Origin of the sequence: Magnetospirillum moscoviense (genome assembly GCF_001650635.1) — a bacterium.
Classification (GTDB): domain Bacteria; phylum Pseudomonadota; class Alphaproteobacteria; order Rhodospirillales; family Magnetospirillaceae; genus Magnetospirillum; species Magnetospirillum moscoviense.
The window spans coordinates 175014-198173 of the sequence record NZ_LWQU01000104.1; the positions used below are offsets into that span (position 1 = coordinate 175014).

General features: G+C 68.6%; 17 protein-coding genes and 1 tRNA gene. 7 read left to right on the plus strand and 11 right to left on the minus strand.

What is annotated here, in order from left to right; genetic code table 11:
- Positions 1–34: 34 nt before the first annotated feature.
- Together A6A05_RS05450 and A6A05_RS05455 are read right to left on the minus strand one after the other, a co-directional pair.
- A complete protein-coding gene (locus A6A05_RS05450) occupies positions 35–1726 on the minus strand; it encodes a SpoIIE family protein phosphatase (RefSeq protein ID WP_245644196.1) in 1692 nt (563 codons plus the stop codon).
- Positions 1727–1810: 84 nt separating this feature from the next.
- Entirely contained in the window at positions 1811–3025 is a 1215-nt protein-coding gene (locus A6A05_RS05455) for a 6-phosphofructokinase (protein WP_068498245.1), read from the minus strand.
- Positions 3026–3261: 236 nt separating this feature from the next.
- Between A6A05_RS05455 and A6A05_RS05460 the strand changes: the two genes are divergently transcribed.
- The 3 genes from A6A05_RS05460 to A6A05_RS05470 all read left to right on the plus strand — a co-directional run bounded on the left by A6A05_RS05460 (position 3262) and on the right by A6A05_RS05470 (position 4394).
- A tRNA-Gly gene (locus A6A05_RS05460) sits at positions 3262–3335 on the plus strand.
- A 119-nt stretch (positions 3336–3454) separates the two neighbouring features.
- Entirely contained in the window at positions 3455–3793 is a 339-nt protein-coding gene (locus tag A6A05_RS05465; RefSeq protein WP_068498246.1) for a hypothetical protein, read from the plus strand.
- 151 nt (positions 3794–3944) lie between these two features.
- A complete protein-coding gene (locus A6A05_RS05470; RefSeq protein ID WP_068498249.1) occupies positions 3945–4394 on the plus strand; it encodes a hypothetical protein in 450 nt (149 codons plus the stop codon).
- Positions 4395–4744: 350 nt separating this feature from the next.
- Here the strand turns inward: A6A05_RS05470 and A6A05_RS05475 are convergent, their stop codons facing one another.
- From A6A05_RS05475 to A6A05_RS05500, 6 genes are all read right to left on the minus strand, one after another.
- Positions 4745–5248, minus strand: coding sequence for a bactofilin family protein (locus tag A6A05_RS05475; protein ID WP_245644197.1), 504 nt, complete (start codon positions 5246–5248; stop codon positions 4745–4747).
- Positions 5229–6338: a M23 family metallopeptidase gene (locus A6A05_RS05480; RefSeq protein ID WP_245644198.1), complete on the minus strand. Its 1110-nt coding sequence runs from the start codon at positions 6336–6338 to the stop codon at positions 5229–5231. The genes A6A05_RS05475 and A6A05_RS05480 overlap by 20 nt, the downstream gene beginning before the upstream one ends.
- A gap of 227 nt (positions 6339–6565) precedes the next feature.
- The gene (locus tag A6A05_RS05485; RefSeq protein ID WP_068498253.1) at positions 6566–8593 is read right to left on the minus strand and encodes a hypothetical protein; all 2028 of its coding nucleotides are present in this window, start codon (positions 8591–8593) and stop codon (positions 6566–6568) included.
- Positions 8590–11271, minus strand: coding sequence for a DUF4159 domain-containing protein (locus tag A6A05_RS05490; RefSeq protein ID WP_068498255.1), 2682 nt, complete (start codon positions 11269–11271; stop codon positions 8590–8592). The genes A6A05_RS05485 and A6A05_RS05490 overlap by 4 nt, the downstream gene beginning before the upstream one ends.
- Positions 11265–12122: a DUF58 domain-containing protein gene (locus tag A6A05_RS05495; protein WP_068498256.1), complete on the minus strand. Its 858-nt coding sequence runs from the start codon at positions 12120–12122 to the stop codon at positions 11265–11267. Before A6A05_RS05495 ends, A6A05_RS05490 begins: the two co-directional genes overlap by 7 nt.
- Positions 12119–13054, minus strand: a complete 936-nt coding sequence (locus A6A05_RS05500; protein ID WP_082910721.1) for an AAA family ATPase — start codon at positions 13052–13054, stop codon at positions 12119–12121. The genes A6A05_RS05495 and A6A05_RS05500 overlap by 4 nt, the downstream gene beginning before the upstream one ends.
- Positions 13055–13106: 52 nt before the next feature.
- Here A6A05_RS05500 and A6A05_RS05505 point away from each other — a divergent pair, with 52 nt between their 5' ends.
- From A6A05_RS05505 to A6A05_RS05520, 4 genes are read left to right on the plus strand one after another with little or no spacing between them, the layout of a single operon-like run.
- The gene (locus A6A05_RS05505; RefSeq protein ID WP_342670009.1) at positions 13107–13637 is read left to right on the plus strand and encodes a DUF1285 domain-containing protein; all 531 of its coding nucleotides are present in this window, start codon (positions 13107–13109) and stop codon (positions 13635–13637) included.
- A complete protein-coding gene (locus A6A05_RS05510) occupies positions 13586–14263 on the plus strand; it encodes a CoA pyrophosphatase (protein ID WP_068498262.1) in 678 nt (225 codons plus the stop codon). Before A6A05_RS05505 ends, A6A05_RS05510 begins: the two co-directional genes overlap by 52 nt.
- Positions 14260–15552 carry a CCA tRNA nucleotidyltransferase gene (locus A6A05_RS05515; protein ID WP_068498264.1) on the plus strand — a complete coding sequence of 431 codons (1293 nt, stop codon included), beginning with the start codon at positions 14260–14262 and terminating at the stop codon, positions 15550–15552. Before A6A05_RS05510 ends, A6A05_RS05515 begins: the two co-directional genes overlap by 4 nt.
- Entirely contained in the window at positions 15549–16133 is a 585-nt protein-coding gene (locus tag A6A05_RS05520) for a methyltransferase family protein (protein WP_068498266.1), read from the plus strand. The genes A6A05_RS05515 and A6A05_RS05520 overlap by 4 nt, the downstream gene beginning before the upstream one ends.
- A gap of 86 nt (positions 16134–16219) precedes the next feature.
- Here A6A05_RS05520 and A6A05_RS05525 read toward each other — a convergent pair whose 3' ends face one another.
- The 3 genes from A6A05_RS05525 to A6A05_RS05535 all read right to left on the minus strand — a co-directional run bounded on the left by A6A05_RS05525 (position 16220) and on the right by A6A05_RS05535 (position 23000).
- Complete coding sequence (locus A6A05_RS05525; protein WP_068498268.1) at positions 16220–17095, minus strand: transglutaminase family protein; 876 nt, start codon at positions 17093–17095, stop codon at positions 16220–16222.
- The gene (locus tag A6A05_RS05530) at positions 17092–19497 is read right to left on the minus strand and encodes a circularly permuted type 2 ATP-grasp protein (protein ID WP_245644200.1); all 2406 of its coding nucleotides are present in this window, start codon (positions 19495–19497) and stop codon (positions 17092–17094) included. Before A6A05_RS05530 ends, A6A05_RS05525 begins: the two co-directional genes overlap by 4 nt.
- 170 nt (positions 19498–19667) lie before the next feature.
- The gene (locus A6A05_RS05535) at positions 19668–23000 is read right to left on the minus strand and encodes a transglutaminase family protein (protein ID WP_068498271.1); all 3333 of its coding nucleotides are present in this window, start codon (positions 22998–23000) and stop codon (positions 19668–19670) included.
- Positions 23001–23160 lie beyond the last annotated feature (160 nt).

Below are 23160 nucleotides of genomic sequence, written 5' to 3' on the forward strand. Positions count from 1 at the left end.
CGACCAGGGGGCGGACGGCGAAATCCCCTGGTGATCAGCCCGCCGACAGCGGCCTGAAGGCGACGAAGGTCATGTCGTCGCGGCGGCGTTCGTCGCCGCGCCATTGGCCCAGGCGCTGGAACAGCAGATCCATCTGCTCGGTCAGCGGCCGGTCGGCATTCTCGGCCAGCATCTGCTGCAGGCGGCGGCGTCCGAACAGACGGCGGTTCTCGCCGCCGACCTGGTCGATCACCCCGTCGGTGAACAGATAGAACGCGGTGCCCGGCTCGCAGGCCAATTGGTGCGAGGTAAAGCGGTAATCCTCGGGGCTGTCCTGATAGCCTAGGCTCATGCGGTCGCCGCGCAGCAGCTCGATCTCGCCGCCCTTGCCCACCAGCAAGGGCAGGTTGGCGCCGGCCCAGGTGACGGTGCCGGAACCGCGATCGATCACGCAGATGCCGGCATCCAGGCCGTCATTGGACACCGCCGTCTCGCGGTCCTGGCGCAACGCCGATTTCACCAGCCGGTTCAACTGGGTCAAAATCTCGGCCGGGTCGTCGTGGCCGTGATGGTGCAGCACGCGCGAGAAGCTGGACGCCACCACCGCCGTCATGAAGGCGCCGGGCACGCCGTGGCCGGTACAGTCCATCACCGCGATGACGCCGCGATTGCCGAAGGTGCCGGCCCAGTAATAATCGCCGCCGACCATGTCCAGCGGTTGCCAGCCGATGGCCAATTCATCCACCAGCCCGGCCAGCGCGCCCTGGTCGGGCAGCAGCGCGGTCTGAATGCGGCTGGCATAACGGATGCCGTCATTGATATCGCGCGAGGCACGTTCCAGCTCGGCGTTGGCGATGTTCAGCTGGGCCAGGGCGCGTTCCACCCCTTCCTTCTCGCGGGCCAGCTCGGCGGTGCGCTCGGCGACGCGGCGCTCCAGCGTGCGGGCCAGGCTGGCCAGCTCGCCCTCGGCCTTGTCGCGGGCGTCCAGGTTGGATTGCGCCCCCGTCAACATGGCGTTGACATTGCCGACCAGCAGCCCCAGCTCGTCGCGGTCGTGGTGGCGCGGCAGGCTGACCAGGGCGGCGCCGGGCTTCGACGGGTCGACCCGGCCGATCGCCGCCGAGATCCTCAAAAGCGGTTTGGTGATCAGGATGTAGAAGACCGCCACCATCAGCACGCACAGCAGGGTGGCCCGCACCGCACCGGACCAGATGGTGGCGGTGACCTGGCTGAGCCAGCTATTCATCAAGGTGTTGGAATCCAGGGTCAGTTCCAACGTGCCGACGGTGGTCAGGCTGCCGTCGGGGGCGCGTGATTCCAGGGTCTGGCGGTGGCGGGTGACGTCGCCGAACAGCCGTTCGGCGGTGTCCGGCATCGGCGACACCGTCTTGGCCCGCACCATATGGCCCAGATTGCCGCCGAAATTGTCGAGAAGCCGCACCTCGGTCACCGCCTCGGCGCGGAACAGCCCGCCCACCACCTCGCCGGCCAGGTCGGCCGACAATTGATAGGCGGCCTCGATGGCCAGGCCGCGCACCAACTGCAGGTCGTCCTGGGTGGATTGCAGCGTGCGGGCGTGCAGGCGCTGATATTCGGCGTAAAGTTCCCAGCCGCTGATGCCCAGCCCGACGCCCAGGGCGATCACCAGGGTCGCGAAGGCCTGCTTGAACGACAATCCGTCAAGCACCCCCACCTGCCCGGGCGGCCGGGCAGTGAGCGGATCAGACGGAGAGGGGGCGGGCTGCAAGCGGGAGATTTCCATCGACGGAGGGGCCTGGTCGAGACCCCTCCATAGATAGCGCGTTTTGGCCCCGGCGCAAACAGCCGCCGGTTATTTGCTCAACACCTTCGGCACGTGATTGGTCCGCAGTCGGAAGGCGTCGGGCATGCCCGAACCCAACAGCGGGCGCAGATACATGCGAAAGGCGTCGGTGACGCCGTTGCCCTCGGCGTTGATGAATTCGTCCTCCATCACCCGGGTCTTGCCGGCCACCGCTTCCAGCGGCTGCAGCTTGTACTCGACCGAATAGAAGCCGGTGCGCTCGATCGCCACCGAGCCGTCCTGCTGGCCCCACATGGCGTATTGCACGGCCTTCTCGCCGACCTCGCGGGCCTCGCGCTGGTCGACGTCGGAAACGCAGCCGACGAAGGACCGTTGCAGATAGCCGAAGGTGTCGGCGCGCACCCGTTTGATGCCCAGCTTGGTCTTGATCTCCTCGGCCAGCAGGTCGCCCAGGGCGCCGGTGCCCGACAGCTGGACGTTGCCGTGGGCGTCGTGTTCGACCTCCTTGGCCAGTTGGGTGATGATCGGCTGGCCCTTGTCGTCGTGGATGCCTTCCGACACAGCGATGACGCAGCGGCCGTACTTATCCTGGGTGGCCTTGACGTCGGCCAGGAACTTGTCGAGCACGAAGGTCCGTTCCGGCACATAGATCAGGTGCGGGCCGTCATCGGGGAACTTCTTGCCCAGCGCCGAGGCGGCGGTCAGGAAGCCGGCATGGCGACCCATCACCACGGCCAGATAGACGCCGGTCAGAGCGGCATTGTCCAGATTGGCGCCCATGAAGCCCTGCGCCACGAAGCGCGCCGCCGACGGGAAGCCCGGGGTGTGGTCGTTGCCGACCAGATCGTTGTCGATGGTCTTGGGGATGTGGATGCAGCGCAACGGATAGCCGGCGCGGCGGGCTTCTTCCGAGACGATCCTGACGGTGTCGGACGAATCGTTGCCGCCGATATAGAAGAAATAGGCGATGCCGTGCGCCTGCAGGACCTTGAAGATTTCCTGGCAATATTTGAGGTCGGGCTTGTCGCGGGTCGAGCCCAGCGCCGAGGACGGCGTACCGGCGACCATTTCCAGGTTGTGGGTGGTTTCCTGGGTGAGATCCAGGAAGTCCTCGTTGATGATGCCGCGCACGCCGTGATAGGCGCCGTAGACCAGATCGACGTTGCGGAATTTTCTGGCCTCGAGCACGACGCCGGCCATGCTTTGGTTGATGACCGCAGTCGGCCCGCCACCTTGGGCCACCAGCACCTTACCGTGCAACATGGGACCTCCCTTTCTGCCTTGTCTTTGTCTTTTCAGTGTGTTCGCCGATGACGATAGGCCCTATCGCGGCGCAGCAACCAGGGGGAAAATGATCTCTGATTCTTCTGAGTGGGGAGGCTTTAGGAAACGAGCCGCCCCTTCGGGCGACGGCCGGGCGGGTGCGCCGTCCCCACCCGCTCGATCACCCTCTTGCCGACGACAGGCCAAGACGACATAATGCCGGTCCCTTCGGGGATGCGGGTGTAGCTCAATGGTAGAGCAGAAGCTTCCCAAGCTTACGACGAGGGTTCGATTCCCTTCACCCGCTCCAAGCGCTTCTCTCAACGTTTTCAACACGTTAGAGAGACAGTCCGCCGGGTGATAAGCTCCCAAACACCCCTGAATCAGCCGCTTTGTCACAGTTTTGGCACAGCGAGGCTCGATTCAACCTTGGCAAGCATCAGAAAACGCTCGGGAAATTGGCAGGTTCAGGTACGCCGCGCCGATCAAAAAACCATTTCGCGCACATTCGCGAAGAAGGTTGATGCGGTCGCGTGGGCGCGTGGCAAGGAGGCTGAACTCGATGTTGCCGAGCAGCCCGAACACGTGGTCGAACTGGCGACCACCACGCTCGCTGACCTGATCGAACGGTATCGCGATACGGTGACCCCGAACAAGAAGAGTGCATATCAAGAGCGGTATCGGCTAAATCGCCTGCTGCGGCACTCCGTCTGCAAACTGACCTTGGATCGGCTGACCACAGGTGCCTTCTCGCCCAGGAGCGGCTAGGTCAGGACGGCGACTGGCAGCAGGCGGTCGAGGACGCCATGGCGGAATTCACCAGCCTGGAAGCCGGTGAGTTCGATAGCGTCCGTTGGTTCGCGACTGGTGTCCTGACCGGGATGTTGGCGCTGCGCCTGTACACGGGGCAGCGGGCATCATGACCAGCTACTTCCACACCACGTCCAAGAGATTGGCGAAGCGGGTGTGGGAGGCATTGGGCGGGACAATTCGGCATATCCGGCAGACCGGGGAGGTACGGTACGACCATGGGGTACTCCCTCCGCTCGTCCAGTTCCCGGATATCCTTTTGAGGTTCGGGAGGGGCTTTCGATTGGCGAATGGCCATCACCAGCTCAATGAGGACAGCCGCATCATTCAGCATGGAAAACAGCTCTTTGATCGCATTGACAAGCGTGGTCGCCGTGATGACGCGCTGGTCACCCTGGGGATCGCGAAAGAGACGATCGATCGCATTTCCGATCGGTGTCCACGCGCCGAGCGCCATGCCGATCAAAACTGCATAGTGAATATCATCGTGGCCACATTCGGCGCTGGTCATCTCAAGGGCCTCAAGCCTCCGAATGGTCAGCTCGAGTTCTTCCCGTAAGGCGCCGGCGTTCTGCCAGCTTTCCTCGGATGACAGAGAATTACGGTGACAGTGCACTAAATACCCAGACTCAGTGCATCATAACACCTTGATTTCAAACAAGAGAAGGTTCGCCGCTAGCCTCCTCCCACCCGCCACTTTCCTTTCGAAACAGTCCCCAACGGGGGCTTTTTCATGGGCCTGCGGGATTTTTCCAACCAGTCCGGGTCGCGCGCGGGTGCGCGCACGAGGCCTTGGCCTGTCCCGCGGCCGGCGAATGCTGCGCTGCCCCGCTTCGGGTCGCGCCACCCGACAAAAAAGCCGCGCCCCGAGGGGTGCGGCTTTTTGCTGTCGGCCTGAAACGCCGACGGTCAGTTGATGGTGGCGGGGGCGGTCTCGTCGGTCGTCGCCTCGATCACCGCAGCCTGGGCCACCGGGGCGGCGGGCGCGGGCAGGGCGGCGCCGTTGCTCTTCTTCGGAGCCTCGGCGGCGGCCTCGGCCGGGGCGCCGGCATTCTTGCGGGCGAAATGGCCTTCGACCTCGGCGCCGGCCTCGATCTCCAGGCTGCAATGGGTGATGTCGCCGATCACCTTGGCGGAATGGGCGATCGAGATGGTGGTGGCGGTGATCTTGCCGCGCAGTTCGCCGTGCACATGCACGGTCTCGGCGGTCACCTCGCCGGAAATGCGGGCCCCTTCGCCGACCACCAGATTCTGACAGGCGATATCGCCTTCGACCTGGCCGTCGATCTGCATCTCGCCCTGGGTGAAGATGTCGCCGACGATACGGACGTCGGGACCGATCACCGACAGCGGGACTGCCGATTTGGCGTGGCCGCCGCCCATGGGGTTGACCTTAGCGAGCTTTCGGAACATCACGACCTGCCGAGATGAATTTGACCGGGTCCTTGGGAGCATTGTTGACGCGCACTTCATAGTGCAGATGCGCGCCGGTGGAACGCCCGGAATTGCCCACCAAGCCAATGACCGTCGAGCGCGTCACCTTCTGGCCGTCCTTGACCTTGATGCGCGACAGATGGGCGTAGCGGCTGGAAATGCCGTTGCCATGGTCGATCTCGACGGTGTTGCCGTAGCGGTCCCATGGTTCGGCCAGGGTGATGATGCCGTCGCCGGCGGCATAGACCGGCGTGCCGATCGGTGCGCCCAGATCGACGCCTTCATGGATGCCGCTGCGATTGTTCAGCGGATCGTTGCGGGTGCCGTAGCCGCTGTTGAATTCATAGCCGCCGCGGATTGGCTCGGCCAGCGGCAGGCGCTGCAAGGTGGCCTTGACGCCCTTCCATTGGGCCATCCGCTCGACCAGCGCGCCCATGCTGACATCTTCCACCGCGCCGGCCGGGGCCGGGATGAACGGGCCGCCCAGACCGGGCGAACGCTTGGCCTGCGACAGCACGCGGGCCGGGTCCAGTCCCAGCTTGGAAATCTGCTTCTCGGTCTCGGCGATGCGCGAGCCGGCGGCATCCGAGGTCTTTTCGATGGCCTTGACCGAGGTGTTGCGCAGCCGCTCGAGCGAGGCTTCCAGCTCGCGCACCTGGTCGCGCACGGCGCCGGCCTCGTTGGCGCCGGGCTGGCCCTTTTCGTCATAGGCCGGTTCCGGCACCACGCGGCCGCGCGCCAAAGCCGGCGCGCCCTTGCCGGGGCGGTCCTTGGCCAGGGCGTCGTTGGATTCCGCCAGGGTCTTCAGGTTGGTGTGGACGGTATCGACCTCGCGGGCGATGTCGCCGACCAGCCGCTCGGCCGAGTTCAGGCGGTGCTGGGCGGCGCGGTACGACGCCATCATCTCTTCCAGCGTGCGTTCCTTGGCGGCCAGTTCGTCGGGCTGGCGGGTCAGCAAAGTGGTGGCGGTGCCGGCCCAGAAGGCCAGGGCGGCGACGCTGGCCACCAGCATCAGCTGGCGCTTGCGAGTCACGGTGAAATGTTCGGCGCTGCCATCCGGGCGGCGCACAAAGACCTGCCACTCGGGCAGAATCTGCGCTGCCAGGCGTTTTGCGATCTTGGAGTTTTTACCCCTCGCGATGAGGCCCAGTTTCCTGTCCACCACCTTGGTATCTTCCCCCTGCCGTGTCGCGGATGTTGGATTCTCTGGTACGGCGATGGCGAGTGTACTCAGGCGATGTGCGTTAATCTATAGGTAATGACTCCAAACGATCGGTTAATTCGAAAAGCTTGATGTCACCTGCCTTCCCGCCACCATGCGGCCAGGATTGCACCAAGTGATAGGAACAAAAGCAAGATGGGTGTGAAAAAGGGAACATCGCGAGCGCCGGTGACGACGAATTCGTCGCGGGCGACCACGCCGATCCAGCCATTTCCGGCGGTCGCGCCGCCGCCCGCGACGCGGCGGATGTCGGGAATGCCGTCCTTGGCGAGCTGGGTGGTCGAGCCCCGGCTGGCCGCCGCGATCGGGGCCAGGATGGCGGCGGTGGCGGTCAGTTCGCCCATTTCCAGCGGGCTGGCCCCGCCATGCGCCGCCACGGTGTGGAAGGCGCCGGCGCTGATCCGCCACAAGCCTGGCTGATCGGCCGGCAGGCTGGCGTGGAACGCGCCGTCGGTCCCTGGGACCAGGGGATGGTCGGCACTGCTGCCGTCGGGGCGGGTGACGGTGATCGGGCCGGCCTGGTCGGCCAGGGTGCGCCGGGTCACCTCCAGCCGGCCGGCGCGGATCTCGGCGGCCAGCGCCTCCTCCTCCAGTTCGGGCTCCTGCATCAGCCAATGGGCCAGCCGGCGCAGCAATTCGTCGTGCGGGCCGCCGCCCTCGTGGCCGCGGGCCCACAGCCAGGCGGTGTCCGACAGCAGCAGGCCGACGCGGCCTTCGCCCACCCGGTTCAGCACCAACAGCGGCCGGCCGTCGGTGCCGGTCAGCACGGTCTGGCCCGCGCTGGGCCCCACCGCGATTTGGCGCACCCACGGCCCCCAGCCGGCTTCCGCCGCCGCCAGCGGGCCGCTGACCGGGTGGCGCCGCCCGATCTCGGCCAGGCGCGGGCGGAAGCTTTTCTCGATGACCTGGCCGGTGGGGGCAGCCGGCAGCACCGCGCCCAGCGAGGATTCCGAAAGCGCGCCGGGCTCGGCGAATTCCGGCCCCACCGACACCAGAAGTGCTCCGCCCTTGCGGACGTAATCGGCCAGCGCCTGGTAATAGCCGCCGGTCAGGATGCCGCGGCCGCGATAGCGATCGAACACCACCAGATCGAAGTCGGGCAGCTTTTCCTCGAACAATTCGCGGACCGGGAAGGTGATCAGCGACAATTCGCGGATCGGCGTCAGATCGTCCTTTTCCGGCGGGCGCAGGATGGTGAAATGGACCAGATCGACCGAGGGGTCGGCCTTCAGCAGGTTGCGCCAGGCCCGCTCGCCGGCATGGGGCTCGCCCGAGACCAGCAGCACCTTCAGCCGGTCGCGCACCCCCGACACCGAGACCAGTTGGCGGTTGTTGGCGTCGGACAGCTCGCCGGCGGCCGCCTCGGCGGCCAGCTCGACCAGATTGGTCCCGCCATGGCGGATGGGGATATCCAAATGCAGGTCGCGATTGACCGGCTGGGCCGAATCGATCAGCGGGGTGCCGTCGATGGCGACAGTCAGCCGCACCGGGGCCGTCTGGCCGGGATCGTCGATGCGCAGCGTGATCGGTGCACTTTTGCCGACCAGGGCGAAGCCGGGCTGGCGGACGATGGTCAGGCGGCGGTCGCGTTCGGTGGCGGTGCCGGTCAGCAGGACGTGCAGGGGCGCGTCCAGGCGGGGCGGGGGGCTGGCATCGTGGATGCGGCCGTCGGTGATGGCGACGATGCCGGCCAGCCGGCGCCGTCCGATCTCGGCCAGGGCGCGGTCGGCGGCTTCGAACAGGCGGGTGCCCTGGTCGGTGCCGGCCACCCGCTCGACCCGGACCTCAAGGTTGGGCAGGCGGGCCAGGCGCTCGCGCACCCCAGCCAGCGCCGCTTCGGCGCGCTCGGCCCGGCCGTCGATGCGGTTGGACGGGCTGTCATCCATCAGCACCAGGGCGATGTCGGGCAGGGATTGGCGCTCGGCCACCGTCAGGCGCGGGCCGGCCAGGGCGGCGGTCAGCACGGCGAACAAGGCCAGCCGCCACCAGGCACCCCGGGCGCGCCGCAGCACCGCGAAGGCGGCGACGGCCAGGAAGGCCAAGGCCAGCACCGCCAGGTGCGACCAGTCCAGCAGCGGCGCGAAATGCAGGCTGGCGTTCATCGGCCCAGCCTTTCCAGGATCGCCGGCAGGTGGACCTGATCGGCCTTGTAATTGCCGGTCAGGGCGTACATCACCAGATTGACGCCGAAGCGCAGCGCCATCTCGCGTTGGCGCTCGCCGCCGGGGACGCAGGCGTAAAGCGGGCGGTCGCGCTCGTCGGTGGCCCAGGCGCCGGCCCAATCGTTGGCCCCGGCCACCACCGGCGACACGCCGTCCTGGCCGCCGGCGCGGGGATCGCCGACCCAGGCAGTCCCGTTCCACCGCCCGGGCAACTCGCGCAGCAGATAGAACGAGCGGGTCAGCACATGTTCCGGCCCGACCGGCACCAGGCCGGGCAAGGCCAGATCGGCGGTGAGCGCACGGGCGCCGTCGGCCTCGCCGCCGGCATTGGTTCCGTCGCCGGCACTGTCCAGCACGATCATGCCGCCGGCCCGCAGATAGGCGGTCAGGCGGGCGATGGCCGCCGGCGAGGGCGGCTTTTGCGCCACCCCCACCGGCCAATAGATCAGCGGGTAGAGATGGACCGGGTCGGATTCGAGATCAAGGCCGACCGGTGCGGCCAGCCGGGCGGTCGAGCGTTGGCCGACCAGCTTCGACAAGGCCTTCAGACCGGCGGCACTTTTGCGGTCGGTCTCGCCGTCATGGGTGCGCACCCAGGCCAGCCGGGTCGACAACGCCGCCTCGGGCGGGGCGGGATCGGCGGCTTGGGCTGGCAGGGCGGCGGCGGTCAAGGCGAAGGCCGCCAGCACCGCGCGGGTCAGCAGGCCGCGCAGACCCAGCGACACGATCAGGTCCAGCAGGACCAGCAGGCCGGCGGCCAGCAGCAGCGGCCCGCGCAGGTCGCGCTCGCCGGGCTTTTGGCTCGACAGCGCGGCGGATTTCACCCCGGGCACCGCCGTCAGCGGGCGCAAGGGTCCGATCAGCGGCGCCAGATTGACCGCCTGGCGCCAGGGGCCGGAGCCGTAGAAGCCGGGCGGGTGGCGCGGTCCGGCCGGCGCGCCCTCGGGCCGGGCCACCGCCAGCGGGCCGGGCGGGGTCAATCGGCCGAAACCGTCCAGCGTCTCGATGGGCATGGCCGGCCCGGCCGGCCGATCGGCGACCAGGCCGGTGGACAAGTGGGTCAGCCGGCGGGTCATCTCGACGAACAGGCCGGACAGCGGCAGGTTGCTCCATTCGGCGTTGGCGGTGGTGTGGATCAGCGCCAGCCAGCCCTTGCCCTGGCGCCGTCCGGTCACCAGCGGCGTGCCGTCGGCCAGGCTGGCCCAGGTCCGTTCGGCCAGGTCCGGCACCGGCTCGGCCAGCACCTGCGAGGCGACGCGGATGTCGGGATCGGCGGCCAGTCCGGCGAAGGGGCCGTGATCGGGGAATGCGGCCAGGCCTTGCGGATTGGTCCAGCTCATGGCGCCGCCCAGGCTGCGGCCGCCATTGCGCAAGGCCACCGGGGCCAGCGGGTCGGCGGTGGCCCGGACAGCGATGGTACTGCCAGCGATAGCGCGCGCGGTCTCGGGGCCGGCGAAGCGGACCAGCACGCCGCCGGCCTCGACCCATTCGGTCAGCCGGCGAGTCATGCTGGCCGAGGGCGGCGGCAGATCGGCCAGCACCAGCATCGCCACGCCGCGATCCATCAGGGTGCCGACCTCGCCGCGATGCAGGTCGGCGAACGGCGCCAGGGCGCGTTCCAGGTAATAAAGCGGCGCCAGCAGCGGCACCGCCGCCTCGTCCAGCGCCACCAGTCCGACCGGGCGACGGCGCCAGCGTTCATCCAGCAAGGCGGTGGTGCCGGCCCCCATCATCCCATCGACATCCAGCCGGGCCACCTGGTTCCTTAGGTCGGCCGGCAGGCGGATCTCGACGGTCGCCTCGGTGCGGCCGGCCGGCAATTCGGTCTCGGCGCGGGCCAGCACCCGCCCGGCCGGATCGGCGGCCCGGACGGCGATGCGCTCGGGCTCGGGCAGGGCCTGGGCGCGGACCAGCCGGGCGGTCAGGCGGTCGGCGGCGCCCGATTCCTCGGGCGGGGACAGCAGCAGGGGCGCGCGGCCGAACACCAGCTCGACGCCGCCGCCCAGGGTTTGCAGCGCCCGCATCAGCTCTTGGCCGGCGCCGTCTTCCAGCCCGTCGGTCAGCCAGACGACTTCGGTGACAGTGTCGCGCGACCATGCCGCCACCGCCTTTCGCACCTCGGCCCGCGCCGTCGGCCACGGCTTCGGTTCCAGCGCGGCCAGGCGCGCCAGCGCCTCGGTGGCGGTCAGCCAATCGTCGGACAGGAACGGCGGCGCGGTGGCGACCAGGCGAACCGGCCGGCCCAGGCGGTCGGCCTGGCGCAGGATCGTCTCGGCGAAGGATTGGCGGTCGCGCCAGTCGGCGGCCGCCGCCCAGCCATCGTCGATCACCAGCACCAGCGGCGAGTTGGCGTGGTGTGCGCGCGGATGGGCCACCGGCCCGGCGGCGGCGGCTACCAGCAAGATCACCGCCAGCAGGCGCAGTGCCAGCATCCACCACGGCGTGCGCGCCGTGCTGTCCTCGGCCGAACCCAGCACGGCCAGCAGGGCCAGCGGCGGGAAGGATTGGAGCCGCGGTGCGGGCGGCAACAGGCGCAGCAGCAGCCACAGGATCGGAGCCAGGGCCAGCGCCCCCAAGGCCCACGGCGCGGTGAAGCCGATGGCGCCCAGCTCTAGCATGGCAGGCCGTTTCGCGGCGACGCCAGCCGGCGGTAAAGGGCCAGCAGGGCGGTCTGTGGCGGCTGGTCGCTATGGTGGCAGGAAAAGCTCCAGCCGGCGGCGCGGGCGATGGCCACCAATCCGTCGCGGTGGGCGGTCATCCGCTGCTGGTAGCCATCGCGCAGGTCCTGCGCCCGCCGGGCCAGGAACTCGGCGCCGCTTTCCGGGTCGGTGAAGCGGATGCGGCCGTCGAACGGCAGGGTTTCCTCGGCCGGGTCCAGCACCTGCAACAGGTGGCCGCCGGCCCGGCCGCCGGCCCAGGCGCGGACCCGGGCGGCGATCATGTCCAACGGCTCGAGGAAATCCGACACCAGCACCATCTCGACGCCCTTGGGCGGCGGGGCGGCGGGCGGCGCGGGCGTTGCCGCCAGCGCGGCGGCCAAGCGCGACAGGGCCTGCGGCCCGTGGCCGGTCGGCAGCCAGCCGGCGGCGGCCACCCGTTCGCCGCCGCGCAGCAGGCAGGCGGCCAAGGCCAGGGTCAGCACCAGGGCGCGTTCGGCCTTGGTCGGCAGGTTCGGATCCGAGCGCCATTCCATCGAGGCGGTGCCGTCGCACCACAGCCACACCGTCTGGGCGGCAGCCCACTCGGTCTGGCGCACGAACAGGTCCTGGCCGCGCGCCGATTGCCGCCAGTCGATGGCCGAGGCCGGGTCGCCGGTCTGGGCATGGCGGAACTGCCAGAAGGATTCGCCCGGTCCGGCCCGGCGTCGCCCATGTGCGCCGCCGGTCACGGCGGCGGCCACCCGTTCGGCCGCCACCAGCAAGGGCGGCAGCCGGGCGGCCAATTGCCGGGCGGCGCCCTCGGTGGTCACCCGATGGTCTCGATCAGGCGGGCGATGATGTGACCGACGCTGATGCCGTCGGCGCGGGCGGCGAAGCCCACCGCCATGCGATGGCGCAGCACCGGCGGGGCCAGGGCGACGACGTCGTCGACCGACGGCGACGGCCGGCCGTCCAACAGGGCGCGGGCGCGGGCGGCCAGCATCAGCGCTTGGGCGGCACGCGGGCCGGGACCCCAGGCGACGTGGCGGCGCACTTCATCCAGGGCCGAGGTCTCGGGCCGGCCGGCGCGGACCAGGGCCAGGATCGCCTCGACCACGCTTTCGCCGACCGGCAGGCGGCGCACCAGATCCTGCGCCTCCACCAGTTCGGCGGCGGTCAGGACCGCCTGCGGCGGCGCCTCGGCCGGGCCGGTGGTGGCGATCAGCATGTGGCGCTCGGCCGCAAGGTCGGGATAGCCGACATCGATCTGCAGCAGGAAACGATCCAGTTGCGCCTCGGGCAGCGGATAGGTGCCTTCCTGCTCCAGCGGGTTCTGGGTGGCGACGACGTGGAACGGCTTGGGCAAATCGTGGTAATGGCCGGCCACCGAGACGCGGCCTTCCTGCATCGCCTGCAGCAGCGCCGATTGGGCGCGCGGGCTGGCGCGGTTGATCTCGTCGGCCATCAGAAGCTGGCAGAACACCGGCCCCTTCAGGAAGCGGAAGGCCCGCGCCCCGCCGGCCGCCTGCTCCAGCACTTCCGAGCCCAGGATGTCGGCCGGCATCAGATCGGGGGTGAACTGCACCCGCTTGTCGGTCAATCCCAGGGTGATCCCCAACGTCTGCACCAGCCGGGTCTTGGCCAGGCCGGGCACGCCGATCAACAGGGCGTGACCCCCCGCCAGCAGCGTGATAAGTGTCTCGTCGATGACTCGATCCTGGCCGAAGATGACGCGGCCGATCGCCGCGCGGGCCTCGGCCATGCGGGCGGCGGTGGTTTCGAGCGCTTTGACGGTTTCGTCCGGGGCGGAGATGATGGTCAAGAAGGCAAACCTCGTGGGGCGACCGGTGGACCCGGGTGATTGCGGCGATCTGGGGATTCATATCGACCGAACCGGGCGTTGGTTTTACCACGGCTCTTCGATCGATCGCAAAGAGATGGTCTGCCTGTTCGCCCAGATGATGAGCCGTGACGCCGATGGCCGCTATTGGCTGATCAGCCCGGGCGAGAAGGGCACCATCACCGTCGAGGACGTTCCCTTCCTGGCGGTCGAGCTGTTCACCGGCGGCTCGGGCCGCGAACAGGTGGTCAGCTTTCGCACCAATGTCGATGATCTGGTGACGGTCGATCAGGACCATCCGATCTACTTCGCCGATTGCCCCCAGACCGGGGAAGTGGTTCCCTATGTGACGGTGCGCGATGGTCTGGACGCGCGTCTGACCCGGCCGGTCTATTACGAACTGGTGGCGCTGGGCTTCGAGGAACGGTTCGACGACGAAGAATTGTACGGATTATGGAGCAGCGGGACGTTCTTTCCCCTGGGGCGGCTGACCGACCCCGACTGACCCTGGCAGACATCCGCCAGCGGCTGGGGCGCGGCCGTAATCCGGCTGCGCGGGGCGACGTTCATCTCGAACGCCAGATCGACGGCCCCGATGCTCCGGGCCGGGCCGCGCTGATGGATGGAAGCGAACCCACCCCCGCCGCCGTGCTGGTGCCGCTGGTCGAGCATCCCGAAGGCTTCACCGTCTTGTTGACCCAGCGCACCGAGCATCTGGCCCACCATCCCGGCCAGATCAGCTTTCCCGGCGGCCGGCTGGAACCGGCCGACCAGGGCGATTCCGTCACCTGCGCGCTGCGTGAAACCGAGGAAGAGATCGGCCTGCCGGCGTCACGCGTCACCATCCTGGGTCGGCTGGACGATTACGTCACCGGCACCGGCTTCATCATCACGCCCGTCGTCGGCGTGATCACGCCGCCGGTGGTGACCAATGCCGACCCGTTCGAGGTCGCCGAGGTGTTCGAGGTGCCGCTGCACTTCCTGCTCGATCCCGAAAACCACAAGCTGCACCGCCGCATCGTCGAGGGCCGCCACCGCCCGTTCTGGTCGATGACCTGGGAACAGCGGATGATCTGGGGCGCCACCGCCGGCATGCTGGTCAATTTGTCCGACGTCCTGGGGCAGCCGTGATCGCCACCCGTTCATCCTCGGAGCCGGTGGGGCAATTGTCGCCGCAGGACTGGCTGGACGCCCCCGAGACCCAGGCGGTGCTGGACGCCCTGACCGCCGACGGGTCCGAGGTCCGCTTCGTCGGCGGCTGCGTGCGCGACGCCGTGCTCAAGCGCCCGATCAAGGATATCGACATCGCCACCCACGACCCGCCGCAGGTGGTGATGGCGCTGCTGGACGATGCCGGCATCCATTGCATCCCCACCGGCATCGACCATGGCACGGTGACGGCGGTGATCGGCAAGGCCCATTACGAGATCACCACGCTACGCGAGGATGTCGAGACCTTCGGCCGCCACGCCCGGGTCGCCTTCACCGACGACTGGACCGCCGACGCCGCCCGGCGCGACTTCACCATGAACGCCATGTTCGCCGACCGTCAGGGCCGGGTCTACGACCCGTTCGACGGGCTGTCCGACCTGGGCGCCGGCCGGGTGGTGTTCGTCGGCAACCCGCAAAGGCGGCTGGAAGAGGACGTGCTGCGGCTGCTGCGCTTCTTCCGCTTCCACGCCCATTACGGCCGGCCGCCGATGAACGAGTCGGCGCTGGCCGCCTGCCGCCGCATGGCGCACCGTTTGGTCGAACTGTCGGGCGAGCGGGTGGCCGGCGAGTTCGTGCGGCTGATGCAGGCACCCGATCCGGCGGCGGTGATGCTGGTGATGCACGGCCTGGGCATCCTGGCCCATGTTCTGCCCGAGGCCGCGGCCTTCGGCCGGCTGCGGGTGCTGTGCTGGCTTGAGACCCGGGCGATGGTTCGCCCCGGATTGGGAATCGATTGGTTGCGCCGGTTGGGGGCGGTGCTCGATACCGACGTCGCCGGTGCGCGGACGGTGGGCGAGCGGCTGAAGATGTCGGCGGTGCAGACCGCCCGGCTGGTGTCGATCGCCGCACCCAAGGTCCGGCTTGATCCGGGGATGGATGGGCCGGCGATCCGGCGCGCCCTTCGAATGGTCGGCGCCGACACCTTCCGCGATCTGCTGCTGGTCGCCTGGGCCGAGGCCCGCGCCATCGACGGAAGGGCCAACTCGACCGAAAGCGCCCGGTGGATCACCCTTTTGGATGAATGCGACGCGTGGCAGCCGGTGGAATTGCCGGTCAGGGGCGCCGACTGCCTGGAATTGGGCGTCCCCAAGGGGCCGCGCATCGGCCAGGTGCTGGCCCTGGTCGATCAGTGGTGGGAAGAGCGCGATTACCGGCCCGGCCGCGACGCGTGCCTGGCCCGCCTGCGCGAGCTGGTGGGACAGGGGTGAGCGCGGTGCTGGCCTATGCGCTGGCCTGGGGGGCGTTCGGCCTGATCCATTCCCTGCTGGCGCGTGCGGCCGTGAAGGATTGGTTGCGGCCGCTGTTCGGGCGGGGCTATCGCCTGGCCTACAACCTGTTCGCCGGTCTGTGTTTCGCAGCTGTCGCCTGGGTCGGCGCCGTCACCCTGGGCGACTGGCCGGTGTTCGATCTGCCCGCGCTGGCGCGGGTGGGCCTGGCTGTGCTGCATCTGGCCGGCTGGGCGGTGATGATCTGGGCGGCACGCCATACCGACCTGGGCCGCCTGGGCGGCCTGGCGCAACTGCGGGGTCGGGATGAGGACGAGCCCTTGACCGAGGCCGGGCCCTATCGCTTCAGTCGCCACCCGCTCTATCTGGGCGGTCACCTGATCCTGTGGGGGCTGGCGCTGTCGCCGCTGGGTCTGGCCACCGCCATTTTCGGCAGCACCTATCTGCTGGTTGGGGCCTTGTTCGAAGAACGCGATCTCAGAGCCCGCTTTGGCCAGCCCTATGCCGATTATTGCCGGCGGGTGCCGTTCTTGTTGCCCCGGATCGCCCCTTTCGACCGCTGATCAGCCGCCGTTGAGGCGGCGGCCAAGGGGCCGGAGGCCCCGCCCGGCGAGGGGCTTACGACGGTCAAATTCATTGACCGTCGGTATCAACTGACCTCCACCACATCGACGGCGACGTGGACCTGGTGTTCGCCGCCGCCCAGCACGACGCCGCGCACCGGGCTGACATCATCGTAATCGCGGCCCCAGGCGACGGTGACGTGGTCCTGGCCGGCGACCATGTTGTTGGTGGGGTCGACGTCCAGCCAGCCCCAGCCGGGCTGATAGACCGACAGCCAGGCGTGCGAGGCGTCGGTGCCGATCATCTTTTCCTTGCCGGCAGGCGCGATGGTGCGGATATAGCCGCTGACATAGCGGGCCGCCAGCCCCATGGCCCGCAGGCAGCCGATGCCGACATGGGCGAAATCCTGGCACACGCCGCGCCGTTCGGCGAACACCGCCGCCAGCGGCGTGCCGACGGTGGTGGCGTGGGAATCGAAGGCGAAATCGGCGTGGATGCGGGCCACCAGCTCCATCACCGCCTCGGCCAGGTTGCGACCGGGGCGGAAGCTTGGCGCGGCATACTCCGCCGCCTCCGCCAGGATCGGCACCTGCGGCGAGGCGAAGACGTAATCCATCACCGAACCGTCCAGGTTCGAACATTGCCACGAATCGAAGCGCACGCTGTCCCAGGCCGGCACAGCAAAGCGCGACAGGGGCGGCTGGTCGCTGGTTTCGACCACGAACGAGGATTCGATCACCAAGGTCGAATGCGAGCTCTGGATGGTGAAGAAGGTCACCGGATTGCCGAAATAATCGGCGCCGTCGGCATGCAGCACCGCCGGCTCGGGACGGATCGACACCGCCGCCTCGCTGATCTTCTGGCCGGCGACGACGCGCGGGCGCAGATGGGCGGCATGGTGCGACAATTGCACCGGCTCGGCATATTTGTAGGTGGTGGTGTGGCGGACCTTGTACTTCACGGCAGCACCTCCAGCCGGGTGACCGGCAGCCGCCATTGGGCATGGGTGAAGTAGGTCCGAGTCACCTGTTCCGACAATTCCCACAGGCGCGAGCGCAGGAAATCCAGCAGCCGTTCGGCGTCGTGATAGCCGGCGTCGCGCTCGAAGCGGGACAGGACGGCGACGTCGGTGGTGCGCACCGTGCCCAGAAGGATGGTCATCAGCTTCTGCGCCGGCGTGTAGAAGCCGGTATCGTCGCCGATGGCGGCCAGGCGGTCGGTGTGGGCGGCCATGGTGACCACCTGGAAGGCCAGCGAACGCGGGTTGCTTTCGTCGCACAAAAGCAGGTCCAGCACGCCCGCCAGCCGGGGCGAGGCCAGATAGCGCGAGCGATAGGTCATCACGCTGTCCCACAATTCCAGCAGCAGCTCCAGCGGGACGGCATCCTCGCTTTCGGCGTCGGTCAGGGCGCCGGACAGGGTATCGACCATGGCGATGGCGCGCTCGAGGCGGCGGCCGGCATCCAGGAACAGCCATTGCGGCCCGCGGGTCATGTTCTCCATGGCCAGGCCGTTGATGGCCTGGATCACCATCAGCACCGAATTCAGCCGGCCGATGACGTCTTCGTCCAGGCTTTCGTGGCTTAAGGCCCCGACCTCTTCCCTCAGGCGCTGGACGGCGCGCCAGGTGTCGGCCGACAGGCGGTCGCGCAGGTTGGTGACCACCCGGATCATGCGATCGACGGCGTTGGCCAGGCCGGGCTTGGCCCCGTCGAGATGATAGCCCAGCAGCACGCCGGGCAGGGTCTCGGCGGCGGTGCGCAACGAATTGGTCGGCAGGTGCAGGCCCAGCAGGCCCATCATCACCAAGGTCTCGCGCGCCTGCTTGGCATCGTCCTGGGCCAGCGCCTCTTCCATGTGCGACAGCGTCGCGCGCAACAGCCGGGTGGTGGATTCGCAGCGTTCGAGATAGCGGCCCAGCCAGAACATGTTGTCGGCCACCCGCGACGGCAGGTCGCGGTTGTCGCGGGTCAGCCGCACCTCGGGGGCGCGGACCCGGCCACCCGCCGCCGTGCCGTCGCGCGGGCCGGTGCTGCTGATCCACACGTCCTTGCTGCCGCCTCCGCCGGTCTGCAGCCGGGTGGTCATCAGGTCGCGTTCGGCCGACAAGCGGGCCAGGCCACCGGGCAGCACCTGCCAGCCCTTGTCGGTGTTGGTGGCGAACACCCGGATCACGCAATGCTGCGATTCCAGGAACCCGCCGGTCCAGACCGGCACCGTCGAGGTGCCGCCGATCTCCTGGGCCACCCAGTCCCACGGCCGGCTGGTGATGGCCGCCTTCAGGCGGGCCGCTTCCGGGGCGGTCAGGCCAGCGCCGACCAGCGACTTGTCGCGGGCGACGAAGGCCGGCCGCACGATCAGGCGTTCCAGATTGTCGATGACGTGGCGGCAGGCGTCGGGCTCGCCGCACCACCAGGTCGGCACCGAGCCCAGGATCAGCGGCTGGCCCAGCAAGGTCTGCGACAGGGCCGGCATGAAGCCCATCAGCGAGGCGCCGTCCAACAGGCCGGTGCCGATGGCGTTGGCCACCGCGACGTTGCCGACGCGGGCCGATTGCAGAAGGCCGGCCACGCCCAGTGTCGAATCGCCCCGAAGTTCCAGCGGGTCGCACCACGAGCCGCCGGTCCGGCGCAGGATCACATCGACCCGCTGCAGGCCGGTCAGGGCCTTGAGGTAGACATGGTTGTCGCGCACGGTCAAATCCTCGCCCTGGACCAGGGTGACGCCCAGTTGGCGGGCCAGGAAGGCGTGCTCGAAATAGGTGGAATTGTAGGGGCCGGGCGTCAGCAGCACGATGCGCGGATCGTCGGTGTGGCGCGGCGACAAGGATGGCAGCGAGCGGTAAAGCGCGTCGAAATAGGGCCCCAGCCGTTCGACCTGATGCGAGCGGTGCAGTTCGGGCAGCACGCGGCTGACGATGGCGCGGTTTTCCAGGGCATAGCCGGCGCCCGACGGATTCTCGGTGCGGTCGCCGACCACCCGCCAGCGTCCGTCATGGCCGCGCGCCAGATCGGCGGCATAGGTGTGCAGGCGTTTGCCCCCGGCCGGAATCCAGCCGTGGCAGGGGCGCAGGAAATCGGGATTGGCGTGCAACAATGCCGACGGCACCAGCCCACGCGCCACCAGGCTGCGCGGGCCGTACAGGTCGTCCAGGATGGTTTCCAGCAGGCCGGCCCGCTGAACCACCCCCTGGGTGATGGTGTCCCATTCCTCGCGCGACAGGATGACCGGCAACGGGTCCAACTGCCACGGCCGGTCCAGCCCGGCCGGGTCGCCATAGACGTTGTAGGTGACGCCGTTGTCGCGCAGGAGACGCTGACCCAGATCCCACCGCCTGCGCATCTCGGCCGGGTCGAACCGCATCAGGGAATCGATGAAGGGCTGCCAATGCGGGCGCACTGACCCGTTCGCCGCGATCACCTCGTCATAGGTGCCGGCTTGCGGACGATACAGGCTTTGGAAATCAACGACCGGGGCGCCCCAGCTGTTCCTGATACGGCGTGGAATGTTCGTTTCCCCCGTGGGTGTTTTTTCTATTGTAGCCGCAAATCCAGCGTATGGGGATAATCGGGATGTACCGCCCGGCTGACCACCCGAACCGGGCCGTGGGTATGGCCGAACGCGAAGAAGCGCGCGCGCCGCCGTGCCTCGGCCTCGTAGGAATTGACCGGGAAGGTGTCATAGCTGCGCCCGCCCGGATGGGCGACATGGTGGGTGCAGCCGGCCACCGCCAGGCCGGTCCAGGTATCGATCAGGTCGAACACCAGCGGCGAATGCACGCCGATGGTCGGATGCAGGCAACTGGACGGCTGCCAGGCGCGATAGCGCACGCCGGCGACGAACTCGCCCTGGGTGCCGGTGGCGGCCAGCGGCACCGGATGGCCGTTGCAGGCCAGTTTATAACGATCGCCCGCCAGGTTGGAGAGCTTGACCTGGACCCGCTCGACCGAGCTGTCGACATAGCGCACGGTGCCGCCGCCGCCGGCTTCCTCGCCCATGACGTGCCAGGGTTCCAGCGCGGTCCTGAGTTCCAGGCCGATGCCGGCATGGGTGATGGCGCCGATCAGCGGGAAGCGGAATTCCACATGGGCGGCGAACCAGGCCGGGTCGAACCGGTATCCGCCGGCGGCCAGCCATTCCAGCACCTCGGCGAAATCCTTCTCCAGCCAATGGGGCAGCATGAAGCGGTCGCGCAAGCTTGATCCGAAGCGGACCAGCGGCTGGGTATAGGGCTGGTCCCAGAAGCGGGCGACCAGGGCGCGCAGCAGCAATTGGCTGACCAGGCTCATGCGGGCGTGGGGCGGCATCTCGAAGGCCCGGAACTCGACCAGGCCCAGCCGGCCGGTCGGGCCGTCGGGCGAATACAGCTTGTCGATGCACAATTCGGTGCGGTGGGTGTTGCCCGACGAATCGATCAAAACGTTGCGCAGGATGCGGTCGACCAGCCAGGGCGCGACGGGGGTGCCCGGCGGCGGCAATTGGGCCAGGGCGATTTCCAGCTCGTACAGCGTGTCGTCGCGGGCCTCGTCGACGCGGGGATGCTGGCTGGTCGGGCCGATGAACAGGCCCGAGAACAGATAGGACAGGCTGGGATGGTTCTGCCAGAAGCGGATCAGGCTGCCCAACAAATCGGGCCGGCGCAGGAATGGGCTGTCGGCGGCCTTGGCCCCGCCCAGCACCATGTGGTTGCCGCCGCCGGTGCCGACATGGCGGCCGTCGATCATGAACTTCTCGCTGCCCAGCCGGCACTGATGGGCTTCCTCGTACAGGACTTCCGTGCTGGTCACCAACTCGCGCCAATGGGCGACGGGATGGACGTTGACCTCGATGACGCCGGGGTCGGGGGTGATCTTGATGATCCTCAGGCGCGGGTCGTTGGGCGGCGGATAGCCTTCCACGTGGATCGGCGCCTTGGTCTCGGCGGCGGCACCCTCGACGGCCTCGATCAGGTCCAGATATTGCTCGGCGGTTTCGACCGGCGGCAGGAAGACGTTGATGCGCCCGTCGCGCGGCTGGATGCACAACGCGGTGCGGACATTGCCCGACACCAGGCCCTTTTCGGTCTCGTGCGGGCGCAGATCGACCGGGATCTGCTGGGTGACGGTGCCCTTGGGCGACGGGTCGGCAGCCACCCGCGACATCTGGGCGCGCGGCGCGCGCCTGGGCGGCGGCGGCAGCGGGCCGCGCTCCTCGAACGGGTCTCGCTCGTTGTGATAGGGGTACGAGCCGGGCGGAATCCACGGCAGCGAGGCCAAAGGCAGCCGCAGGCCCAGGGGCGAATCGCCCGGCACCACGAACAGCTTGCCGTCGCGGGTCGGCCATGGTCCGGTGACCCAGCGGAACCCGTCCTTCGCCTGCCACGGCTGCAGCGGCAGCACGAAGCCGGTGGGCGTGCCCAGGCCGCGCCGGAACACGGCGGCCAGGCGGGCGCGCGATTCCGGGTCGTCCAGCTTGTTGTCGATGGGATCGACATTGATCGGCAGGTTCTGTTCGGCCAGCAGGTAATGGGCCGGGTCCTCGAAGGCCGGATGGGCGAAGTCGGGATCGACGCCCAGCCGCTCGGCCAGGGCGTCGGCGAAGGCGCCGGCCAGTTCGACGGTGGGCTGGTGGTCGTCGCTTTCCAGCGCGATCAGGGCGGGGTTGGTCCACAAGGGTTCGCCATCCTCGCGCCAGATCAGCGAGAAGGCCCAGCGCGGCAGGCTTTCACCGGGGTACCACTTGCCCTGGCCATAAGCGATCAGCGCGCCCGGTGCGAAGCGGTCGCGCAGGCGGCGGATCAGTTGGTCGGCATGGGCGCGCTTGGTCGGGCCGACGGCGGCGGTGTTCCATTCCTCGCCTTCCATGTCGATGGTCGAGACGAAGGTCGGCTCGCCGCCCTGGGTCAGGCGGACATCGCCGGCCAGCAGGGCGCGGTCGACCAGGTCGCCCAGGGCCAGCACCGCCTGCCATTGCTCGTCGGTATAGGGCTTGGTGACGCGCGGCGTTTCCGCGATGCGGGTGACGCTCATCTTGTGGTCGAAGCTGACCTCGCACAGCTCGACCGCGCCGGTGACCGGGGCGGCGCTGGTCGGATCGGGCGACGCGGCCAGCGGAATATGCCCCTCGCCGGTCAACAGGCCCGATGTCGGGTCCAGGCCGATCCAGCCGGCGCCGGGCAGATAGACCTCGGTCCAGGCGTGCAGGTCGGTGAAGTCGGCCTCGGCACCCGCCGGGCCGTCCAGCGGCTTGACGTCGGGGACCAGCTGGACCAGGTAGCCCGACACGAAGCGCGCTGCCAGACCCAGGCGGCGCAGGATCTGCACCAGCAGCCAGGCCGAATCGCGGCACGAGCCGCTTTTCAGGGTCAGCGTCTGCTCGGGCGTCTGCACGCCCGGCTCCATGCGGATGGTGTAGGAAATGTCCGATTGCAGGCGCTGGTTCAGCGCCACCAGGAAATTGGTGGTCTGGGTCGGCGCGCTGGTGTCGATCGAGGCGACATAGGCGGCCAGCAGCGGCCCGGCTTCCTCGCACAACAGGAACGGCTTCAGCTCGTGGTCCAGTTCGGGGGCGTAGCGGAAGGGGAAGTGTTCCGCGTCGGGCTCCAGGAAGAAGTCGAACGGGTTGGTCACGCTCATGTCGGCGACCAGATCGACGTCGACGGTGAAATGGCTGACCGGATCGGGGAACACCAGCCGGGCCAGCCAGTTGCCCTGCGGGTCCTGCTGCCAGTTGATGAAATGGCCCTTCGGCTCGATATCCAGCGAATAGGACAGGACCGGCGTGCGAGCGTGCGGGGCCGGGCGCAGGCGGACCACCTGCGGCGACAAGGTGACCGGGCGGTCGTAGCGGTACGAGGTGGTGTGGCGCAGCTTGACGTTGATGGCCATGGTCGGTCAGGAATCCTTTCGCGAACGGATTCGGAAACCCTAGCACAGCCGACGGCGATGCCACCTGCCAAAAGCTTAATTTTTCGGCATGGCAGGTATCCTGGCTATGATTTGATCAGGGGCTGAGGCGGTGCTAGGCTTGCGGTCAGGGTGACGATGA